General features: G+C 40.0%; 18 protein-coding genes and 1 tRNA gene. 6 read left to right on the plus strand and 13 right to left on the minus strand.

Features of this window, described 5'->3' with window-relative positions; genetic code table 11:
- Window positions 1-161: 161 nt before the first annotated feature.
- The 10 genes from PSE83_RS10905 to glyQ form a co-directional block, all read right to left on the minus strand.
- The gene (locus tag PSE83_RS10905) at window positions 162-860 is read right to left on the minus strand and encodes a HAMP domain-containing protein (protein ID WP_036958595.1); all 699 of its coding nucleotides are present in this window, start codon (window positions 858-860) and stop codon (window positions 162-164) included.
- Between the two features lie 193 nt (window positions 861-1,053).
- A complete protein-coding gene (dppF, locus tag PSE83_RS10910) occupies window positions 1,054-2,058 on the minus strand; it encodes a dipeptide ABC transporter ATP-binding subunit DppF (RefSeq protein WP_004262626.1) in 1,005 nt (334 codons plus the stop codon).
- The gene (gene dppD / locus PSE83_RS10915) at window positions 2,055-3,035 is read right to left on the minus strand and encodes a dipeptide ABC transporter ATP-binding protein (RefSeq protein WP_094960799.1); all 981 of its coding nucleotides are present in this window, start codon (window positions 3,033-3,035) and stop codon (window positions 2,055-2,057) included. The genes dppF and dppD overlap by 4 nt, the downstream gene beginning before the upstream one ends.
- A 12-nt stretch (window positions 3,036-3,047) precedes the next feature.
- Window positions 3,048-3,950 carry a dipeptide ABC transporter permease DppC gene (gene dppC, locus PSE83_RS10920; protein ID WP_004262633.1) on the minus strand — a complete coding sequence of 301 codons (903 nt, stop codon included), beginning with the start codon at window positions 3,948-3,950 and terminating at the stop codon, window positions 3,048-3,050.
- Between the two features lie 10 nt (window positions 3,951-3,960).
- Complete coding sequence (gene dppB, locus PSE83_RS10925; protein WP_004262635.1) at window positions 3,961-4,980, minus strand: dipeptide ABC transporter permease DppB; 1,020 nt, start codon at window positions 4,978-4,980, stop codon at window positions 3,961-3,963.
- Window positions 4,981-5,148: 168 nt separating this feature from the next.
- The gene (dppA, locus tag PSE83_RS10930) at window positions 5,149-6,756 is read right to left on the minus strand and encodes a dipeptide ABC transporter periplasmic-binding protein DppA (RefSeq protein ID WP_004262639.1); all 1,608 of its coding nucleotides are present in this window, start codon (window positions 6,754-6,756) and stop codon (window positions 5,149-5,151) included.
- Between the two features lie 619 nt (window positions 6,757-7,375).
- Window positions 7,376-8,962 (minus strand): ShlB/FhaC/HecB family hemolysin secretion/activation protein, encoded by a 1,587-nt coding sequence (locus tag PSE83_RS10935; RefSeq protein ID WP_096863555.1) that lies wholly within the window; start codon window positions 8,960-8,962, stop codon window positions 7,376-7,378.
- A gap of 177 nt (window positions 8,963-9,139) precedes the next feature.
- Window positions 9,140-9,216 (minus strand) — tRNA-Pro (locus PSE83_RS10940).
- Between the two features lie 220 nt (window positions 9,217-9,436).
- On the minus strand, window positions 9,437-11,506 hold the full coding sequence (gene glyS, locus PSE83_RS10945) for a glycine--tRNA ligase subunit beta (protein WP_004262644.1): 2,070 nt from the start codon (window positions 11,504-11,506) through the stop codon (window positions 9,437-9,439).
- A gap of 9 nt (window positions 11,507-11,515) precedes the next feature.
- Window positions 11,516-12,424: a glycine--tRNA ligase subunit alpha gene (gene glyQ / locus PSE83_RS10950; protein WP_004262647.1), complete on the minus strand. Its 909-nt coding sequence runs from the start codon at window positions 12,422-12,424 to the stop codon at window positions 11,516-11,518.
- Window positions 12,425-12,626: 202 nt separating this feature from the next.
- Here glyQ and PSE83_RS10955 point away from each other — a divergent pair, with 202 nt between their 5' ends.
- A complete protein-coding gene (locus tag PSE83_RS10955) occupies window positions 12,627-13,190 on the plus strand; it encodes a DNA-3-methyladenine glycosylase I (RefSeq protein WP_004262650.1) in 564 nt (187 codons plus the stop codon).
- Between the two features lie 205 nt (window positions 13,191-13,395).
- A complete protein-coding gene (locus PSE83_RS10960) occupies window positions 13,396-14,652 on the plus strand; it encodes a valine--pyruvate transaminase (RefSeq protein WP_272660851.1) in 1,257 nt (418 codons plus the stop codon).
- Window positions 14,653-14,982: 330 nt separating this feature from the next.
- Here PSE83_RS10960 and PSE83_RS10965 read toward each other — a convergent pair whose 3' ends face one another.
- Window positions 14,983-16,641 carry a putative transporter gene (locus PSE83_RS10965; RefSeq protein ID WP_004262657.1) on the minus strand — a complete coding sequence of 553 codons (1,659 nt, stop codon included), beginning with the start codon at window positions 16,639-16,641 and terminating at the stop codon, window positions 14,983-14,985.
- Between the two features lie 391 nt (window positions 16,642-17,032).
- Between PSE83_RS10965 and PSE83_RS10970 the strand changes: the two genes are divergently transcribed.
- On the plus strand, window positions 17,033-17,347 hold the full coding sequence (locus PSE83_RS10970; protein WP_050763783.1) for a YceK/YidQ family lipoprotein: 315 nt from the start codon (window positions 17,033-17,035) through the stop codon (window positions 17,345-17,347).
- 302 nt (window positions 17,348-17,649) lie between these two features.
- Here PSE83_RS10970 and PSE83_RS10975 read toward each other — a convergent pair whose 3' ends face one another.
- The gene (locus tag PSE83_RS10975) at window positions 17,650-18,981 is read right to left on the minus strand and encodes a DUF3748 domain-containing protein (protein WP_004262659.1); all 1,332 of its coding nucleotides are present in this window, start codon (window positions 18,979-18,981) and stop codon (window positions 17,650-17,652) included.
- A 122-nt stretch (window positions 18,982-19,103) separates the two neighbouring features.
- Between PSE83_RS10975 and PSE83_RS10980 the strand changes: the two genes are divergently transcribed.
- Complete coding sequence (locus PSE83_RS10980; RefSeq protein WP_004262660.1) at window positions 19,104-19,718, plus strand: trimeric intracellular cation channel family protein; 615 nt, start codon at window positions 19,104-19,106, stop codon at window positions 19,716-19,718.
- A gap of 26 nt (window positions 19,719-19,744) precedes the next feature.
- Here the strand turns inward: PSE83_RS10980 and ligB are convergent, their stop codons facing one another.
- A complete protein-coding gene (gene ligB / locus PSE83_RS10985; RefSeq protein ID WP_004262661.1) occupies window positions 19,745-21,469 on the minus strand; it encodes an NAD-dependent DNA ligase LigB in 1,725 nt (574 codons plus the stop codon).
- Window positions 21,470-21,789: 320 nt separating this feature from the next.
- On the opposite strand from ligB, the gene gmk reads away from it, so the two are divergent.
- Both gmk and rpoZ read left to right on the plus strand, forming a co-directional pair.
- A complete protein-coding gene (gene gmk, locus PSE83_RS10990; protein WP_004262662.1) occupies window positions 21,790-22,413 on the plus strand; it encodes a guanylate kinase in 624 nt (207 codons plus the stop codon).
- Between the two features lie 56 nt (window positions 22,414-22,469).
- Complete coding sequence (rpoZ, locus tag PSE83_RS10995) at window positions 22,470-22,745, plus strand: DNA-directed RNA polymerase subunit omega (protein ID WP_004262665.1); 276 nt, start codon at window positions 22,470-22,472, stop codon at window positions 22,743-22,745.
- Window positions 22,746-22,758: the final 13 nt, after the last annotated feature.

A 22,758-nucleotide genomic window follows, 5' to 3' on the forward strand; every position in this document is an offset into this window, starting at 1 on the left:
CTATGTGTTTTATATCTTTATATTTAACCGCAAATAGCAACAGATAAATTAACGAAAAACGTGAACTTATCGGGTTAAACGATATAGTTTGGCTTTATTCCATTTTTCATTGTTACCACTATAACGATATTAGACCATAAAGCTGAGTTCATGTTCATGACTTAATCTGATTTTTGCTGTTTTCTTTGACGGTTATACCCTTTTGCAAGTAAACCGAGCTCATCGTCACGATGATATTCAGACACAACAATTTGATTAACTTCAGAATTTGTCTGTAATTCAATTGCGATTTTACGTAGCGGCCTTATTATCATACGACTGACACACCACGTCATTCCAATAGCAATAATGAGTACCAACAATAAATAAGTTGTTGTCATCAAAGCAAGGGTATTTAGCGCAAACCGATAAACACGATTAGGATCCACTTGTAATGTTAAATACCCTTGAGGCTTCGCTTGCAACACAACATTTCCATACGCATACAATGGTACGGTCATCTCGACAGGGATCCCCACAAAATGGGTAACCCAATTGGGTATCGGCTTCGGCGTTGCAAAGCTTAGGTTCATTACCGTTGTGCCATCAACAGTAATAATCGCGTTTCCCATAATGCCTGATGTCTTTAAGCTTATCAGCAGCCGTTTAACTTCATTAAGGTCGGAGCTTAGGAGGGAATCTGTTAATGGTTTTTGAATTTGCACTACAGCGTTACTGAGCTGGTCTAAATAATCTTGCTTACGTTGTTCAACTAAGTAACTGAATTGAATAGCTAAAAAAAGCGCAAGTGATAGTAGCGTAATCATAAAGAATACGACCATACTTTTTAATGTTAGTGAGCGTTGGACTCGGGTATTCATTTGGCCACAACCTTTCTAATCAAGCAGCTTTTTAAAGAAAACGGAAACATCAGTCAGTATACTTGATTTTATCCGTAAAAGAGTAGCTTAAAAAGAAAGATTGGGTATTTAGGACAAACAGCATGTTAAAGCGGCTTAAAGTGGCACTAGAATAAAAGACGGCAGAAAGTTAGCCTTTCCACCGTTTCACTCCTTAACTCACGACAACCGTTTGTTTTTCATCTTCATCAACTGCAAAACACGCAACTAACTGTTGGTTATATTCCTTCAATGTTGGTTGAAATTGAGTACACTGACCAAATGCTCTACGGCAACGCGCTGCAAATGCGCACCCCGGTGGTGGGTTTAAAGGACTTGGTAACTCTCCCGTTAACTTAATACGTTCGCGCCGAGCGTCTGGGTTCAACCTTGGTGTCGCTGATAATAACGCTTGAGTATAAGGGTGAAGAGGGTTATTAAAAATCTGCTCTTTTGTTCCTTTCTCCACACAGCGGCCTAAATACATCACCATGACTTCATCAGCAATATGCTCTACCACCGATAAATCATGTGAAATAAAGACATAAGACAAACCTAAATCTTGCTGTAAATCCATCATCAGATTTAATACTTGAGCACGAACAGAAACATCCAGTGCGGAAACGGGTTCATCTGCAACCACAATGTCAGGGTCAAGCATTAAACCACGTGCTATCGCGATACGCTGGCGTTGACCACCAGAAAACATGTGAGGATATCGGCTATAGTGCTCTGTTTTTAAACCCACTTTAGCCATCATCGATAATACTTTTTCCTTGCGCTGCTCTTTCGACAGTGAAGTATTAATCAATAACGGCTCTTCCAAAATTTGCCCCACCTTTTTACGTGGATTCAAAGAGCCATAAGGGTTTTGAAACACAATTTGGATTTTTTGGCGACGCAGTTTCTCTGCAGACTTATCTTTTACTAACAAGTTTTGGTCTTGGTAATACAACTCGCCCTCAGAAGGTTGCTCAATCATGGTTAATAAACGACCTAATGTCGATTTACCACACCCCGACTCCCCAACCACGGCCAGTGTTTTACCTCGTTCTAGCTCAAAAGAGACTCCATCCAATGCTTTTAAGGTTTTTTCAGCAGCAAAAACCCCTCTTTTGACGGAATAATATTTTTTCAAATCCACCGCTTTGAGCAATGGAGTGTGTTGTTTATCACTCATAATGTTGGCCTCCCCATATCATCCAGCGGCATATGGCATTTGACTTGGCGATCACCAACGGTTTGTAACATTGGCTCTTCTTGACGGCATTTCTCCGTTGCATACGGACAACGTGGGTTCAATAAACACCCTACAGGCCTATCGTATTTTCCGGGTACCACACCAGGAAGTGAGGCTAAACGGGATTTATTCGTCGCAAATTCGGGCAAGGCACGTAATAGCGCTTGTGTATAAGGATGGCGAGGATGTTTAAAAATATCACTTGCTTTGGCGGACTCCACCACCTGCCCCGCATACATCACAATAATATGATGCGCAGCTTCTGCCACTAAAGCGAGGTCATGCGTGATAAGCACTAATGCCATATTTTCTTGCTGCTGCAATTCCAACAATAATTCAATAATTTGGGCTTGAATAGTGACATCTAATGCCGTTGTCGGCTCATCCGCAATCAATAATTTAGGCCGGCATGCTATCGCCATAGCAATCATCACACGCTGGCTCATTCCTCCTGACAATTGGTGAGGATACACATCTAAACGTGATTGTGGGTCAGGGATACCCACCATGTCTAACAGGTCAATTGCCCGTTGCTTACGCGTACTTTTGCTGCCGCCTTGGTGGACTTTCAATGCTTCCATAATCTGATAACCCACCGTAAAACATGGGTTTAAACTGGTCATCGGGTCTTGGAAAATCATCGCCACATCGGCACCAACGATTTGCCGGCGCTCTTTTTCAGGGATTGACAGTAAATCTCGTCCATCAAATTGCAATGAATTCGCCATCACTTTTCCCGGGTAATCAATTAACCCCATAATAGCCAGTGAACTCACTGATTTACCTGAACCAGATTCCCCTACAATACCAACGACTTGGCCTTTATCAACGCTATAGCTGATGCGGTCAACGGCGCGAAACGGTGCCTTTTCGTCTCCGAAATGAACCGAAAGTTGTTCTACATTTAACAATGCCATTTGGTTACCTCATCACTGCTTGAGTTTTGGATCAAATGCATCACGTAACCCATCACCCATCAGGTTAAACGCAAGCACCGTCAATAAAATTGCCAGTCCAGGGAAAGTCACAACCCACCATGCGCTTTGTGCAAATTGCAGCACATCAGACAGCATCGTTCCCCACTCAGGAGTTGGTGGCTGCGCGCCCATTCCGAGGAAACCCAAAGCAGCCATATCTAAAATGGCATTCGAAAAACCTAAAGAGGCTTGTACAATCAATGGTGCCAAACAGTTAGGTAAGATGTTCACGAACATCTGGCGTACTGCCCCTGCACCCGCAACACGAGAAGCCGTCACATAGTCACGGTTGACTTCGACTAAAACAGCCGCTCGTGTTAATCGAATATAGTGAGGTAATGCAACAAACGTCAAAGCAATCGAAGCATTAACAATCGAAGGTCCAAAAATGGCGACCAGTACCAAAGCTAATAACAAACTTGGCAATGCCAACATGATATCGACAACTCGCATAATTAATGCGTCAACGACACCACCAAAATAGCCAGCGATCACACCAATAGTGACCCCCATGATTAACGACAGCACAACCACTAAACAACCAACTAGCAGTGACAGGCGGGCGCCATACATTAAACGAGAGAGTAAATCACGCCCAACATCATCAGTGCCTAAAATAAACTGCCAACTTCCCCCATCTTCCCAAACTGGCGGAGCAAGTAAGAAATCACGAAATTGTTCATCTGGAGCATGTGGAGCTAATATACCTGCAAAAATTGCAATCAGTACCATCAGGATAATGTAGAACATCCCGACAACTGCTCCTTTATTACGTTTAAAATAATGCCAAAATTCTTGTAATGGTGTCATCGGCTGTGGGGCGCTGACAACGGTTGGCTCAGTAGATTGAGACATTTAGCGCTCCTTATTTCTTATGACGAATACGTGGGTTTACAATGCCATACAGCACGTCGACCACTAAGTTTACGAAGATAATCAGTGTAGCAACCAGCAGAACTCCCCCTTGTACCACAGGGTAATCACGACGCTGTAGCCCTTCGATTAACCAGCGCCCTAACCCAGGCCATGAGAAAATAGTTTCTGTCAAGATAGCCCCTGCTAACATCACCCCAACCTGCAAGCCAATTACCGTAACAACGGGTAATAATGCATTACGTAGTGCGTGAATTAAAATTACGCGAGCGCGGCCAAGACCTTTAGCACGTGCAGTACGAATATAATCCTCTCCCAATACTTCCAACATTGACGAGCGAGTCATACGCACAATAACGGCTAATGGGATCGTACCCAAAACAATGGAAGGCAATATCAAGTGCTCTACCGCATCAATAAAATCGCCATCTTCGCCCCAAATTAGGGTATCAATTAGCATAAAACCGGTCAGAGGCTGGGAATCATCAAGAAAAACAGTGTCACTCACTCGTCCTGCTACAGGGGTGAGGTCTAATTGCACCGACACTAACATGATGAGCATGATCCCCCACCAGAAGATAGGCATTGAGTAGCCTGTTAAAGAAAGGCCAATCGCAGTATGGTCAAAGATTGAACCACGTTTTACTGCGGCTAAAACCCCAACTGGGATCCCAACAGAAATTGCAAAAATCATGGCACAAGTTGCCAATTCCACTGTCGCTAAAAAACGGGGCAAAAACTCTTCCCATACACCGATGCGACTTTTTAAGGAAATCCCTAAATCACCATGAAATATCCCATTGATATAATGAAGATATTGTTTCCAAAGTGGCTGATCAAGCCCTAACTCTGCCATTAAATAAGCATGCCTTTCAGGGGATAGTCCCCTTTCACCGGCCATGATCATCACCGGGTCGCCTGGGATCATGTGGACAAAGGCAAAAGTCAATAATGTAATACCGATAAACGTGGGGATCACAAGCCCCAATCGTCGGAGGATAAATTGCAACATATCCTGAATCTCTTTAATAATGCCGTTGACGGCTCTTAGTCCGTTTGGCTACTCAGAAAATTGCTTTTCCGGGTGCTCACAAACAACTTAACTTCTCTGCTTCTTCTAGAGAAGAAAACGCCCTCCGCTCTAAACCAGCAACGAAGGGCATAGACAGATTAGATACGATTACTTCTCAATATCGACGTTTTCGAAGTGGTGCTTGCCTAGTGGGTCAACCACATAGCCTTTGACTTCTTTACGTACGGGTTCAAACACTGTGGAGTGCGCGATAATGAGGGCTGGCGCCTGCTCATTCATCACAACTTGCGCTTGTTTGTACAGTTCGACTCGCTTGTCATGATCTGCTGTTTGGCGCGCTGGTTGGATCAAGTTCTCAAAGCTTTCATTACACCATTTTGAGTAATTAGAACCTTGCTCTTTTGCTGCACAGCTAAACAAGGTTGCAAAGAAGTTATCAGGGTCCCCATTGTCACCCGTCCAACCCATCATTACTGTTTGTGGCTCACCATCTTTCGCACGTTTGAGGTACTCTCCCCATTCGTAGCTAACAACTTTTGATTTAACGCCAACTTTTGCCCAGTCTGCTTGGATCATTTCCGCCATACGGCGTGCATTTGGGTTATATGGTCGTTGAACAGGCATTGCCCACAGGTCAATTTCAAAACCATTCGGGAAACCCGCTTCTGCTAATAAGGCTTTGGCTTTTTCAGGATTATATTCGTAATCGTTTACCGCATCGTTATAGCCCCACATTGTCGGTGGGATAAGGTTTTTCGCTTTTTGGCCTGCACCTTGATAAACCGCTTCGATAATTGCATCTTTGTTCACCGCCATAGACAGTGCTTGGCGAACCTTTTGATTATCTAATGGTTTTTTCTCAACATTATAAGAGAGATAGCCGACGTTTAGGCCTGGTTGCTCCATTAATGTAATGTCTTTATCTTGCTTCATGCGCTCTAAATCAGCCGGATTTGGATATGGCATGACTTGGCATTCATTTTTTTGCAGTTTTGCATAACGAACGGAAGCATCTGGCGTGATAGAGAAGACTAAACGGTCAAGTTTAGGTTTTGTGCCCCAATATTGGTCATTGGCTTTATAAAGAATACGAGAGTCTTTTTGGTATTGTTGCAGAACAAATGGGCCCGTTCCAATTGGGTTTAAGTCCACTTTCTCTGGCGTACCCGCTTTCAACATCTGGTCTGCATATTCCGCAGAAAGAATCGATGCGAAGTCCATTGCCATATCGGCTAAGAATGGTGATTCTGGGCGAGTTAACGTAATTTTCACCGTATTATCATCGACTTTTTCAACTTTATCGATAATTTTATCCATATCCATTCCCATAAAGTATTCATAGCTACCGCCTGAAACTTTGTGATATGGGTGATTTGCATCTTTTTGGCGCATAAATGTATAAATCACATCATCTGCGTTAAGATCACGGGTCGGTTTAAATTCTTTGTTAGAGTGCCATTTGACACCCTTACGTAGATGGAAAGTGTACTCTTTACCATCATCACTCACTTCCCAGCTTTCCGCTAAACCCGGTTCAATTTCCGTTGTTCCTAATTTGAATTCAACTAAACGGTTATACAGCGGGATAGAGCTTGCATCATAGGTTGTTCCTGATGTGAACAACTGTGGGTTAAAGCCTTCTGGAGAACCTTCAGAACAGTAAACTAACGTTTTTGCCTGTACTGTTGCTGATACTGCTAATGCTGCCAATGTAAGTCCTACAGTCAGTAGACCTGTCTTTTTAATAGAGCGCATCTGTATGCTCCTATGGTGTTCATGTTGTTTTGCTTGATGTCTAGATCCGTCATAAAAGCGACAGATGTAGTATCTGTATTTTTTGTTATTCATTGTGCAATTAATCAACTGTCACTCACTTCGTCAATAGCCACATTTACGCTCCGCCCACAATTCATGTAACATATTAGAAACAATTAGCATTGCAATTTAGCTTAAAATTTCATAATGAAGTGCAAGATGCAGGTGTTATAACCATATAATTAGTAGTGAATAGGGTTTTATATCGAGGTTATTTATTTTTATATTTGTGATTAAGTGCTGAATTACTGAACGAATATAGTGCTTTTGTTGGCATGATACGAAATAAAACACTAGAGAGAATCGATGTGGAAATTATTTTAGTATGTAATTATTTAGTTTGTTTTTTATGCAAATAAAAAACATTCAACTGCTTTCACTAAACATAATTTTTACCAATTGATAACTTAAAGAATAAAATAATACTGGCTGTAGTTTGTATTCTTATTTTCCAAAGTACAGAATATGCTTTAATACCGATGATAAAAACTACAATTGCCTAATATTACCTAGGTCATTTTAAATAGATGCAATCACCTGCTTTAACCCTATGATTTAACTAATAATGAAATTTCATTTGAAGGCTCGAACTCATTGAATTTACCAATAGTCGATCAGTTTGCCAAACTGGCGCTTCTACAAATAAATGATATGACAAACTCCCAATTTGACCTTTAGCTCCGACTCTCCCTCCCAGCAATAGGTTTTCTTTCCAAAATGTGGCTCTATCATTTGATGTTGTACCTAAACCTAACGAGGTATATAAAGCCATATGCGGCCATGGGCTCTGCCAGAGCACCTCGTTTTGTAGCTTTAAGCTATTATCCCCCATTTCAAGGTGCTCAGCTCCACCGATAAAACCACTAACACCTCCAAAACCAGTAAGTGATCCTTGGTCTAATAAAACATCTAGCTTGTCACGACTTAATTGCATATCAAATTGGCTTTGATATTGAAAAGGGGAGGCTTCCTTCATTGCTGAAGCCGAAATCTGTAAAACCTGTGGCTTATTTAAACCCGTAATTTGCTGTACATTGGTACCAAACCAGTTAGTTCCTTGTTTATACGTTAATGTAACTAAAGCACTTCCCCGTAAAAAATTGACCTGATGAGTTAACCCACCAATGATGTAATGAGCCAAGCGTTGTTGTGTTCGTAAGTGTAGGTCAGCCAAAAACGTGTCACTTTTTTGGCTTTCAGACCCTAGACTTAATGAAGTTACCGTTTTTTCTGTTCGTTTTAATAAATATTCGGCTTGTAGTAATAAGAAGCCGTTATGCTGCTGTAGTGGTAAAGCGACATCATTGCTGGTAATAACTGTTTTATTTTCCTGATACCCACTAAATATTGAAAACAACCAATATTGATAGGGGAGAGAGTAAAATAATATTGCTGATTTAATTTCAGTTTCTTCTGTGTTACTAAACTGACGGCTGATTTCTGAATATAAAAAATCACTTCGTAAAAAAGGATTGGCGACCATAAAAGTATGGCCAACAGTGCTACCGACTTGCCGAGAAATTGAGTGTGATTCAAAAGAAAGTGCACCTTGGAATTCGCGTCGGTGCTGGCCTACCACGACAATTTGCGTGGCATTCCCATAAGTATCATCAGGAATTAGTTTGATATGGAAAGGAAGTAAAGATGTATTTTGCAAATTGTACAAGCCTTGTTCAATTTGCCGTAAATTAAGCGTATCACCTAACTGGAAAGGAAATATGTGTGGTAATGATTTGTCTTCTGACTGCTCATTTTGATAAACCACAGAAGAAACCGTTCCTGCTATTATTTTTGCTTGCAAAATACCAAACAGAAAAGTTTGCTCAGGGTAATACAAGTAAGAGGTCAGATAGCCTGCATGAATTAACTTCGCCGTAATATCATCTGCATAGTTGAGTAAGCCTTGTTCATCAATACATTGGCCCTCTATCTTTTGCCGCCATTTATTGACTTGGCTAACAGCTATTTCCTTAATCTGCTCAAGCCCAATAAAATGTACTTGGTTTATCATAATACAAGTAGATGGCATCTCAACAATACCATTTGGAGGGGCTATAGGCGCGCTATAAGCTTTAAAGCCAATAACGGTATAAAGACTTAATAAGAAGAAACAAAGATGTATCGATAAAACGTTATTAACTTTCATTAACGAGTCCTTGTAATGAAAAAGCGTTTTTACCTAAAACAACATGAGTGAATCAGCTTATATATCAACAGAGATAGGTTATTGAGTGCAAGCCAAGTTAGTCTGAAATAGTTGGGGTGAAAAATAAGAAGGGATATAAACGAAAAAACCCACCTCAATGAGGTGGGTTCTAAAATTTGGTCGGCGAGAGAGGATTCGAACCTCCGACCCACTGGTCCCAAACCAGTTGCGCTACCAAGCTGCGCTACTCGCCGAAAACGGTGTGAATAATACTGCCAAGAACGGAGATCGTCAACCCATTTTTCGCCAATTCTGTTCGTTTGCTGATAAAACCACCAAAACGGTAAGGCTTATATGCAAATTACCTTATTTTAAGTAAAAAATAAGCACTAGAATATTTTAGTGCTTATTTATCAAACAGGTTAGCGTTTATAAAAATAACGTTAACTACAAGCTAATAACCTATTTTTAAGGCTATTGAAGCAAAGAAATATCCGCTACTTTTAAGAACAACTCACGTAATTGGCTTAATAGCGTCAAACGATTAATACGAACCGCTTGGTCTTCATCCATTACCATAACATTTGCAAAGAATTCATCTACGATATCGCGTAAAGAAGCTAATTCAACTAAAGCCTCTTGATAATTCCTTTCTGCAAACATTGGCGCAAGTTTATCTTGCAATACCACAACATGGGTCGCAAGTTTGACTTCTTCAGGTGTTTTTAGAACAGAAGCTAAAACGTTATCAGCCAATTTTTCTTCTGATTTGCTCAGAATATTGGAAACACGTTTATTTGCCGCTGCAAGTGCCTGCGCCTCTTCTAATGAACGGAAGTGAGTAACGGCTTTCACTCGTGCATCAAAGTCAGCAGGTTGTGTTGGATGACGAGCTAATACCGCTTGGATGGTATCAATACTATAGCCTAATTCTTGATACCAAGAACGGAAACGACCAAGCATGAACTCGACAACGTCATTAACCACATTTTTATTGGTTAATTTATCACCGTATAAACGAGCTGCTTCTTCTGTCATTTCAACAAGATCAAGCTGGTAGCCTTTTTCTACGATGATGCGTAAGACACCTAATGCAGCACGGCGCAGAGCGAATGGGTCTTTATCGCCTTTAGGATGTTGGCCAATACCAAAAATACCAGCAAGCGTATCCATTTTTTCAGCCAATGCTAATGCGGCTGAAACATCAGTCGATGGAAGTGCATCTCCAGAAAAACGCGGTTGGTACTGCTCTTTTAAAGCTAATGCAACGTCTTCTGACTCACCATCATGGCGTGCATAATGCATTCCCATAACGCCTTGAGTGTCTGTGAATTCAAACACCATATTAGTCATTAAGTCACATTTTGCTAATAAACCAGCTCGTGTTGCATGGTTTACATCTGCACCAATTTTGTTTGCAATCCAGCCAGCTAATGCTTCTAAACGGTCAGTTTTATCACGCAGTGTACCTAATTGTTTTTGGAACAATACAGTTTCTAAGCGTGGTAAGTTATCTTCCAAACGTTGTTTACGGTCAGTTTTAAAGAAAAATTCGGCATCTGCTAAACGCGGACGTACAACTTTTTCGTTACCTGAAATAATTTGCTGAGGATCAGAAGACTCAATATTTGCCACAAAGATAAAATTAGGCATTAACTTGCCCGTCTTATCATAAACTGGGAAATATTTTTGGTCCCCTTTCATGGTATAAACTAGCGCTTCTGAAGGAACATCTAAGAATTTCTCTTCAAATTTAGCTGTTAAAACGACCGGCCATTCAACCAATGAAGTCACTTCTTCAAGCAAACTATCTGTTAAGTCAGCTTGACCACCAAGAGCCTGAGCCGCTTTTTCCGCATCTGCTTTAATAACCGCTTTACGTTCTGCGTAATCTGCCATGACTTTACCGCGTTCACGTAAAATGGCTGGATATTGTTCCGCATTATCAATAGTAAATTCAGATTCACCCATGAAACGGTGACCACGAATTGTGCGCCCGCTCTTAATACCTAAAATTTCGCCATCAATAACATCACTACCCAGTAACAATGTTACCGTGTGCACAGGGCGAACAAATTGTGTGTCCTTATCTGCCCAACGCATTAATTTAGGTATAGGTAATTTGGCCAATGCACGGCTAACCATATCAGCCAGTAATTCACTGACTGCCTGCCCTTTCATTTGGGCACGATAGAGTAGCCACTCGCCTTTATCCGTGGTCAAACGCTCAGCTTGATCAACGGTAATACCACACCCGCGAGCCCAGCCTTCAGCGGCTTTAGTTGGTTGGCCATCTGGACCGAATGCTTGAGAGATAGCAGGGCCACGTTTTTCAATTTCACGGTCTGGCTGTGAAGCCGCTAAATCAGCGACTTTAAGTGCTAACCGGCGAGGAGCAGCAAACCACGTTACTGCACCATGAGCAATATCTGCCCCATCAAGTTCAGCCGTAAAATTTGCAGCAAATGATTCAGCTAATGAACGAAGAGCCTTCGGCGGTAACTCTTCGGTGCCGATTTCCACAAGGAAAGTCTGTTGAGTCATGACAGCCTCTTAGTTCTTATGACACATAGGGAATCCAAGCGCTTCACGAGAAGCATAATACGCTTCTGCAACCCCTTTGGTTAGGGTACGAATACGTAAGATATAGCGCTGGCGTTCAGTAACAGAAATGGCTTTACGTGCATCGAGTAAGTTGAAAGTATGAGCCGCTTTCAAGATACGTTCGTATGCAGGTAGTGGAAGTGGCGTTTCCAAAGCCAGCAAGTGTTGAGCTTCTTTTTCGTACTCTTCAAAGCATTTGAAAAGAAAATCAACATTTGCGTATTCAAAGTTATAGGTTGATTGCTCAACTTCGTTTTGATGATAGATATCACCATAGGTAGTTTTACCCAATGGGCCATCACACCAAACAAGGTCATACACGCTGTCCACGCCTTGGATATACATCGCTAAGCGCTCTAAACCGTATGTAATTTCACCTGTTACTGGTTTACACTCAAGACCACCGACCTGCTGGAAGTAAGTGAACTGAGTAACTTCCATACCATTAAGCCACACTTCCCAGCCTAATCCCCAGGCACCTAATGTTGGGTTTTCCCAGTTATCTTCAACAAAACGAATGTCGTGAACTGTTGGGTCAACACCTAATTCTTTTAAAGAACCAAGGTATAACTCTTGGATATTGTCTGGTGATGGCTTGATGATCACCTGAAACTGGTAATAGTGTTGTAGACGGTTTGGGTTTTCACCATAGCGGCCATCAGTTGGTCGACGAGATGGTTGAACATAAGCCGCTGCAATAGGCTCAGGGCCTAATGCACGCAAACACGTCATTGGGTGAGAAGTTCCAGCGCCGACTTCCATGTCCAATGGTTGAACAATGGTACAGCCTTGACGCGCCCAGTAGTCCTGTAATGTCAGGATAAGACCTTGAAAGGTTTTGGTATCAAACTTTTGCATGTTAGATCCGCACGCGATACGTAAAATTTAATGAAAGTACGCCAGTATACCCTTTGACCGCAAGATATACAGCATTGAATATGTCTGTATTTATTCTAAAAATAAAAAAAAATACTTTCACCCCTTTTAAGCTGGTTATTTATACAGTATAAATAGTTTGTTTTTTGAAGCAAACCAATTACCATTGTAAAAAGGATGAAAAATGGATACCGCACTAACACGTTGCCATTGGGTCAATCAAGATCCTGAATATATCGCTTATCACGACCATGAATGGGGTAAACCCACTTATGATAACTTAACATTATTTGAAATGATCTGCCTTGAAGGCCAACAAGCCGGGCTCTCTTGGTACACCATTTTAAAAAAACGCCAAGGATATCGTGATCTATTTCATCATTTCGACCCTGAAAAAATTGCATCAATGAATGAAGACGATATTGAGCGACTCATGCAAGATACTCGGATCATCCGTAATCGATTAAAAATTAATGCAATTATTGCAAATGCAAAAGCTTATTTAGCCATGAAAGAAAATGGTGAGGACTTCTCCACTTTTATTTGGCAATTTGTTAATGGCCAACCCATTATCAACGGTTGGGAACTCTCATCGCAAGTTCCTGCGGAAACAGAACTTTCTAAGCTTCTCTCCAAAGCGCTCAAAAAACGTGGGTTTAAATTTGTCGGCTCAATTACTTGCTACGCCTTTATGCAAGCAACTGGCATGATAAATGACCATTTAGTGAATTGTTGCCAATTTAAATAAATTAGTTTTTATCGGCGTAACTCATCGAGTAAAAAGAAAAATAAACCACCAAAGCATTAACATTGCAACACTTTACACTACTAAATATATCCATATTGATATTTTATCTTAATAAAAGATAGAAATTGGTGGTTGAACTCTGAGGTGCAGCGGAGTATGTTTTAAATTCCATTAACAATCTAATAAATATATGTGAATAAATGCGATGATATTTTCTAAATTTGGCAATAAATTTGCTAAAAATTCAGGTATTTCATTATTAATGAAAGACTTGAATGAAGGCATAAGAACCCCTGGCTCCATTATGTTAGGGGGAGGAAATCCTGCTCATATCCCTGAAATGGATAAGTATTTCCAAGATCTGTTAGCTGAGATATGTGCTAATGGCCAATTGACGGACACTTTATGTAATTATGATGGCCCTCAAGGTAAAGATGCCATGTTGAAAGCGCTTGCAGCAACGCTAAAAGCAAAACTAGGTTGGAATATTAGCGCGAAAAATATTGCCCTATCTAACGGCAGCCAGAGTGCTTTTTTCTATCTATTTAACTTGCTAGCCGGTCGCTTTGAAGATGGTATCACCCGTAAAGTGCTATTTCCTCTTGCCCCTGAATATGTCGGTTATGCAGACTCAGGTCTTGATGATGGCTTATTCGCTGCTAATAAGCCACAAATTGAATTTTTACCTAATGGTCAATTTAAATACCGAGTCGACTTCAACACATTAGAGGTTACTGATGATATTGGTGTGATTTGTGTGTCTCGCCCAACAAATCCGACTGGTAATGTCATTACTGATGAAGAAGTTGAGCATTTAGACCAACTAGCTAAACAACATAATATTCCACTACTAATAGATAATGCTTATGGTGTTCCTTTCCCTGGCATTATTTTCAGCGAAGCTACGCCATTTTGGAACGAAAATGTCATTCTTTGTATGAGTTTATCTAAACTTGGTTTACCAGGAACTCGATGCGGCATTATCATCGCTAACGAAGAAATCATTGAAGCTGTTAGTAATATGAATGGCATCATCAGCCTTGCTCCTGGTGGTATAGGCCCTGCACTTGCTTTAGAAATGCTTAAAAAAGATGACCTTATTTCATTATCTAAAAATGTAATTGGCCCTTTTTATAAGCAACGTGTAGAAGAAGCCATCGAAATTATTCGTCGTTATATTCCAGAAGATAAGTGTCTAATTCATAAGCCAGAAGGTGCCATTTTCCTCTGGTTATGGTTTAAAGACCTACCAATTAATTGCTTAGAATTATACCAACGCTTAAAAAAACGTGGTGTATTGATGGTTCCCGGCCATTACTTCTTCCCTGGTATTGAACAGGATTGGCCACATGCGCATCAATGTATGCGTATGAACTATGTCCCTGAGCCAGAAAAAATTGAACAAGGGATCAAGATATTAGCTGAAGAGCTTGAAAAAGCTTATCAAGAAGTGACCTGCTAGTTGTGAAACGACAAGGTACTTTTAGCCCCGTTATTGCAATATTTAGGTAAAAAAAAGCCCTTTCATATAGAAGGGGCTAAAAATTAGCGAGAACTCCGTAATTGAAATCAAATTAACTTTTCAATACGAATATCATTCAAAACTATTAGAACATCTTTTCTATTTGGTTATTGCTTAAACAAAAGCACTTTTTGCCCCTATATATCGTGATACCTTTCATTACTGCCTTATACATCAAACATCAAAATCTAAATATCATATTGAAAAAGCTATAATTTTAGAAATTTCAATAGAATTTCTGCTATTCATCGGTTTAACAATCACATCTAGCTAAACCGCCCAAAATAAAATAGCCAGCAATTGTGGAGAAATAATTCTTAAAAACATCGCTAATGGATAAACCGTTGCATAAGACAATGCCGGAGCACCGCTGGCCGCATGAATATTATTTGCAAAAGCCAGTGCAGGAGGGTCTGTCATAGAGCCCGCTAGCACCCCACAAAGGCTCAAATAGTTCATTTTGCCAAAAATTCGAGCTACAACACCTGTAATAAATAGTGGCACAAATGTAATCAATAGCCCATAACCAATCCACGTTAGCCCATCGCCTTTAATTAAAGTATCAATGAAGCCACCACCAGAATTGAGCCCAACAACAGCGAGGAACATGACGATTCCCAGTTCTCTCAGCGCTAAGTTTGCACTCGGAGGCATAAACCAATATAAACGCCCTATAGTCCCTATACGACCGAGAATTAGAGCAACAACCAGTGGCCCTCCCGCTAATCCCAGTTTCAGCGCAGCAGGAAAACCAGGAACAAAAACAGGTATTGACCCCAGCACAACTCCAAGCCCTATCCCGAGGAATACAGGTAACATTTGAACTTGCTGTAGTTTCTGTTTCGCATTACCTAACAAAGCGGTGACGGCTTCGATTGACTCAGGACGTCCAACAATATTTAAAATATCACCAAATTGTAAAACCGAATTGTTATTAGCAACTAAATCAATACCAGTACGGTTTAATCGTGTCACAACAACATCATATTTTTGTTTTAAGTTTAAGTCTTTCAGCCTTTTACTTAGTACGGCATCATTCGTCACCACCACACGAACGGAATGCAAAATAGAGCTTGATGTCGACAGGGATACGTCAACTTCCTCACCTAATATTAAACGAACTTTATTTAAATCATCTTTTAAACCAACAACGTGCAATAAGTCACCTAAATGAATTTCTGTAGTAGGCTGAGGAACAACCAGCATGTCCCCACGTTTTAATCTTGAGCAAACAATAGCTTCACTACCAAGCAGTGGGATGTCTTGCATCATTAAGCCATCAAGATTGGCGTTACGAATGGCAATGTTCATCGTCTGCAGAGAGTCGCGCTGTTGAAAAGTGGAACTATTAAATGCAGAAGCTTCTTTCTCTACTGAAATTCTAAAGATAATGCGTACTAACCACATCACCAATAAGATGCCACAAATCCCCATAGGGTAAGCCATGGCATAGCCCATCCCCATCTGGCCAACAAGATTAGGGTCAGATCCTAAGTCAGTTAAAATTTGCTGACCAGCACCTAAAGATGGCGTATTCGTTACCGCCCCTGAGAAAATACCTAAGATAATTGGTAATGGAATATTCGCGACTTTATATATGATTGCTGTTACCACCGCGCCTAAGACAACGACCATCAACGCAAAGCCATTTAGTTTCAGCCCAGAAACGCGTAGAGAAGAGAAAAAACCAGGCCCAACCTGAATACCTATCGTGTATACAAACAGTATCAAGCCAAATTCTTGAATAAAATGCAGCATGTCTTTATTAAGTTGCAAGCCATAACTTTGGGCGAAGTGTCCAACAATGATCCCCCCAAATAGAACACCACCAATCCCTAGCCCAACACTACGGATCTTCCAATTTCCAATCCATAGCCCTAAAGCAGCAGCTAACGCCAACAAACTTACAGTAAGAGCTAATTCACTCATAGACCGCATCCTTTTGACGACAAGTTACCCGTTAAACACACCCAAATAGGTGATAAAACATACTACTGAATCGATTATGCCAAATAGCATAAGGGTAATATGTGCCATAGAGCACAGTTCAGAAGGAATAAATGATCTATTTTTTTAGAATTTTCAACCTGATAACAAATATAAAATAGTATATCTTTATTTCTTAACGTTATTTATCATTCATCGAAATAGCTACCTAAGACAAACATTTTTAGTTAATAGCTACAAGTAAACTATTAACTAAAAAAATACATACGGTTAAATAAAATAATAATACGACACCATTATTGTGAATTTCTTGTTTTTAGTTATTATAAGTAAATATTGGGGACGACAAACTAAATACAGGTTAACAATGTCTATGCCGAGTTTAATTTCAATACGATTATATTTTCTTATCGCACCTCTTATTTTGAGTGGTTGCTCCAGTATTATGACTCATGCAGGCCCATCAGAAGGTTATTACCCTGGTTCGAAAAACAGTATTAAAATGATTAAAGATGATGAGACCGGCTGGATTGTTAAACCTTTACTTGCTATTGATTTACCCTTTTCTGTTGTTATGGATACTCTTTTAATTCCTTTAGATTACGCGAAATCGGGTAATGATGATAAAGCAGACTCACCCAAAAAACGCATAGAAGAACTTGAAAATAAAGATAAAACCAAAAAGTAATTCAGGCTCAATCAAACGTTTGTAATTAAAATTTCATTGTGTATTAACTGTATTTATGAATACATTATTTTTTAATCTAAGATCTGACCAATCATTTATATAATATCTGTTTAGTTATTATCTTATTATGATAACTATCTTCTTAACTTAAATATTCTATTTATAAGTATTTTTGCACTCATTACATGAATAATTAACAATTAAATTTTTTAAATGCTAATCAGAGAAAAATAAAAACAGTCACAGATAAAAAAAAGCTTATCAATACTTTTTTTATTCGTGACTGTAGTAACATAATTATGTTATTTGCTGTTTAAACCCGTTTCTACGGTATAAATTTGCCTAAATCCATCAATATCTCGCATAAACGCAATCAATTCATCATTAGGTGAAAATACAACGGCATCAGCAACAGGAGCAAGTTCAGTACGCTGTGTTAATTTTTGTATGGTTCCGCTCACGACGTGACAATACACGACACTATTGTCACAAATAAAACAAATGTGCTCACCTTTACTATCCCAGCTAAAGGCAGACTGAACCGGTGAAGAACCCTGAGTTATCTGCCTTTGCACTCCAGTCAGCGTATCAACTAACCACAATTGAGCATTACCGTCATCATCATTCATCAAACAAGCGATTGATTTACCATCTGGCGAAGTTCTTAGCCAATGTCGTGGCTGCTTCGCTAAACCAGGAAATTTTTTATCGTGTGTATAAGTTAAACGCCTTTGCTGTATACCTTTTGGTGGGGAAGGCATGCTTGATTCTGTTCCTTGGATAGGAGATTCCCCCGCAATCATGTAATCCTCAAGCTGTGAAGGTAGATCAACAATATAGATCTCAGGAATAATTTCTCCATTTGTAGAATGAGTGTCACCAATAAACACCAGCGCTCTTTCTTGCCACTCTCCATTCTCTTTTTGATAACCTTTTTGACCTACCCAACCCTCTTCATATGCACGGCTAATCTCATCGCTGCTAGGCTTAGGCTGTTGCGTTGTTCGCGTCACAACACAACAAAAGTAATCGCCACTATATTCTCGAAAATGTATTTTAGGACTCACATTAACGGGCCCAATAGGTACTGCAATTGCCACATTTCGTTGGTCTAATTGCACATCTAATTCATGCATTACATGGTCATTATAGGTAAAACTCAACCACTTTCCGTCTGGACTAAAAACATGGACATGAGTCCCCCCACGCAACGCTCCCACTAAATACGGAGGGGTAATACACATTGCATCAATTGGGTGAGCTACATTTAATTGATCTTCTTTAACATACACCCCTCTTCGATGGTGAAAGTCATATTGCCACTGTTCATCAGGGTACTCAGGGCCATGGATAAAAGCATATTGAGTTGGCAGTTGAGGACTTACCGTTACCACTCCAACATGAGCCCCATGACTTGCACGATAAACCTCAACGACTTGTAATGTTTTTACATGAATTTTTTCTATAGATAAACCTGTAAAAGAACTACCGCTCGGCCGTATATCATACGCTAACCACTGGCTGTCTGGAGTCCAGATATTAATATTCGTTAGTTGGTGGCTTCGTTCATCATGCGTTAAACGTGTTTCTTTATAGGGCAATTTATTATTCAATCTGTTATCCTTTGACATCATTTAATATCGCTATCGGATTACTTTAACTAATCTAGTTTAATCAATACTAGAAAATCTCAGTCGAGAAGTTTCATAAGTAATATTACCCTTTAGCAATAACCTTAATCTCGAACAAAACTACCATGTTATTAAGTGTACTTTATATTATTGGTATCACCGCAGAAGCCATGACTGGAGCACTTGCGGCTGGCAGACGAAAAATGGATGTCTTTGGCGTCATTATTATTGCGTCCGCGACGGCAATTGGTGGTGGTTCCGTCCGTGATATCTTACTTGGCCATTACCCCCTAGGTTGGGTGGAACATCCTGAGTATATCCTGACTGTTGCAGGCGCTGCGATTGTGACAATCTGGATAGCCCCTATGATGAAACATTTACGCCGATTATTCCTCATATTAGATGCTATCGGACTAATTGTATTTTCTATACTTGGCGCCCAAATAGCACTCGATATGCACTACAGCCCAATCATTGCAGCTATTGCAGCAGTGATTACTGGCGTTTTTGGTGGTGTGTTAAGAGACATGCTGTGTAACACAATCCCTTTAGTTTTCCAAAAAGAAGTCTATGCTGGCGTTTCTTTCGCTGCCGCTTGGATCTATATTGGCCTATTACAAACGCCTTTACCTAAAGATATCGTGGTTATTATCACACTCGTTGTTGGCTTGAGTGCAAGGCTAATAGCCATTCGTTATCGTCTCGGTTTGCCTATTTTTAATTACGAAAACCAAGATTAATCTAATCAATAAAAGAGTTTCAGCCATTAATGATTTACTATTGGTGGCTGAATCGCTTTCATGTCAGACAATATACGTAAAATAGATTCAATTTCTGGTTCCGCTAGCCAATTAGCTAATTTTTTCTTTTGCAGTTTCGTCAAATTTATACTGTTAACCCATGATGGGTCATACAACATACCTATGTCAGTCACTTTCCCTACTTGTAATTTAGTTAGTGGAATTGCGAGACCTTTTAACCAAAGCGAAATAGGTTGATCCTTTGCCATTTTCAGTTGCTTTACTAACATTTGATGTTTTTTACCTTTCGATAAATCGCTTTGCCATTGTTCTGACAACCAAGTTGTTAATCGAGTTAGGTTATGGTTTTCTACCCACTGGCGCCATGTAGCCTCACTTATTCCTCGCATACGTAGTTGTTTACCTAACCACGTTAACCTTGCGACAAACTGCTGTGAGCAAACTTCAGTATAAGTAAGACAACTGAGTGAGTGAAATTGCTTTAAGGTTGATGTCTCTGGATATTCGCGTTCCTCTCGTCGCCAAATAACGTCTTCAATCTTTGGACTTCCTAGCCCTGAAAGAGAGACAAGTATTTTATCTCCAACAAGTAAATCTCGTTTTTCCCATGATGATAATGATCCAGCATTTACCTTTGAAATAGTTTTCGAGTCAATATTGATGGGTGTTATGCTAGCTACAACACTAATTCTCCCGGTCCTTCCTATATTGAACTGAAGCTTAGTTACCTCTGATAGCACACTGCGTAATGGATATTTCCATGCAATCGCCCAACTATTTTGTTTTGATTGCCAGGCTAATGCTGCTGGCGCTGGAAAATTTTTAAGCACTATGCCATCTGTAGCAAATGGTAATTGCCCTTGATAATAGTATTCCCTTAGTTGCTTAGCTTGAATCTTATTTTCAATTTTATGGCTATATTGTTCAGCAAGCGGAAAACCTATCTCAGAAAGTAATGTTAACTGTGTTTTTGGATTAGCATCCCCCGCAGGCCATGCCCAAATAAAAATACCAATATTTTCTTCAAGGGCGGTTGGTTCATTTTTTCGCATTAACCACCCCGCAATCTTATTACGAGCGTTCACTCCCCCACTTTTAGCTTGAATATGTCCATTCATACGCCAAAATAATTCGCCTTGAAGGACTAACATGCCTGAATATTTGATTTGTTTGGGTATCGCAGGAATAAAATCTGCTTTTGCCCGCCACTCGATTCCTTCAACACTATTTCCTCGGCTAATCATGGAAATAAGCTTGCCATTTTTATAAACCAACGTTACTGCTACACCATCGACTTTAGGTTGTAGCCAGATATTTTTACGTGTTTCTATCCAGCTATAAACTTCTAATTCATTGAGTTTCTTTAACCCTGTATGAGGAATGGGATGCATAGTTAGCTGTGATTTTTCAGGTAATAGTACTTCTGGCAATTCTTCGGGGAGTTGCTGGCATCGTTGCAAAGAACGCCATAAATTAAATAGCTGGTCATAAGCTTCATCACTAATGGAACTGCTACCCGCCAAACGGTAAGCTTGGTTCCACAGTTGTAATTGTTTTCCTAACCGATGACTTTCCTGACTTATTATTTTACTATTTTGTTTTTCACACGGTTTATTAACGGCAATTTGCTGCGCTGCTTGAGCAACATTAATACACACCATTACCCCAACAATTAACCCACTTAGTCTATAAACTGACGCGAACCAATAACCATACAAAATATAAATCATAACTATTCCTTGTTATTACCAATCCATTAAGACATTACTCTTTTAAAGCATTTTCCCCTCAGTTGCTAAGCATCAAACAACTTCTCAAAGTCTTCATCCTCAAAAGAAGTTGTTTGCAAAAGGCTTCGCAAAACTAATGATGCTTTCATGAGTAATAAGTTAATTTCTCGAGCCCGTTCACAATTTAGTTACTAATCAAATTCATTTAATTAAAATTCATGATTTATTGATATCGCTGCATGTTGATGCAAGTCCGTGTATACTATGTCAGGTTTATCACCATCTTTTATGTTTAATCCTCGACTATTCAAGAAATCATCATGATACAAGGCACGTTATATATTGTTTCTGCCCCTAGTGGAGCAGGGAAATCAAGTCTGATTCAGGCTTTATTAAAAACACAACCATTGTATGACACACAGGTTTCCGTTTCTCATACAACTCGAACTGCACGTCCAGGAGAAGTCCATGGCGAGCACTATTTCTTTGTATCTGAAACTGATTTTTTACAAATGGTCGACAAAGGTGAATTCCTAGAGCATGCATGCGTTTTTGGGAATTATTATGGGACGTCCAAACCTATCATTGAAGATGTATTAAATAGTGGTGTTGATGTTTTTCTTGATATCGATTGGCAGGGAGCGCAGCAGATAAGAGCCAAAATGCCTGAGGCGCGTAGTATTTTCATTCTCCCACCATCAAAAGATGAACTTTATCGCAGACTGCGTGGTCGTGGGCAAGACAGCGATGAAGTTATTGAAAAACGCATGTCACAAGCAGTAGGTGAAATTGAACATTTCAACGAGTATGATTACCTTATTGTTAATGATGATTTCAATACCGCACTGAGCGATTTACAATCTATCATCCGTACTGAGCGTTTAAAATTAGGGCGTCAAGTTCAACGACATGATGCTTTAATCAGCAAATTACTAGCAGACTGAGAATAGTTTCAGTATCATATCAGGTCATTTTTTTATTTCTTTGGAGTAGCACATTTATGGCACGCGTAACTGTTCAAGACGCAGTAGAAAAAATTGGTAACCGCTTTGACCTCGTATTGGTTGCGGCACGTAGAGCTCGTCAGTTACAAACGGGTGGAAAAGACCCTTTAGTTCCTGAAGAAAATGATAAATACACTGTTATCGCATTACGTGAAGTAGAAGAAGGCTTAATCAACGGTCACATTTTAGATGTGCGTGAGCGCCAAGAACAGCAAGAGCAAGAAGCGGCTGAAATGCAAGCAGTTTCTGCAATCGCTGAAGGTCGTCGCTAATCACTAAGGTGGG

It is taken from the genome of Providencia sp. PROV150, from assembly GCF_028481025.1.
In the GTDB taxonomy this organism is placed as follows: Bacteria; Pseudomonadota; Gammaproteobacteria; order Enterobacterales; family Enterobacteriaceae; genus Providencia; species Providencia hangzhouensis.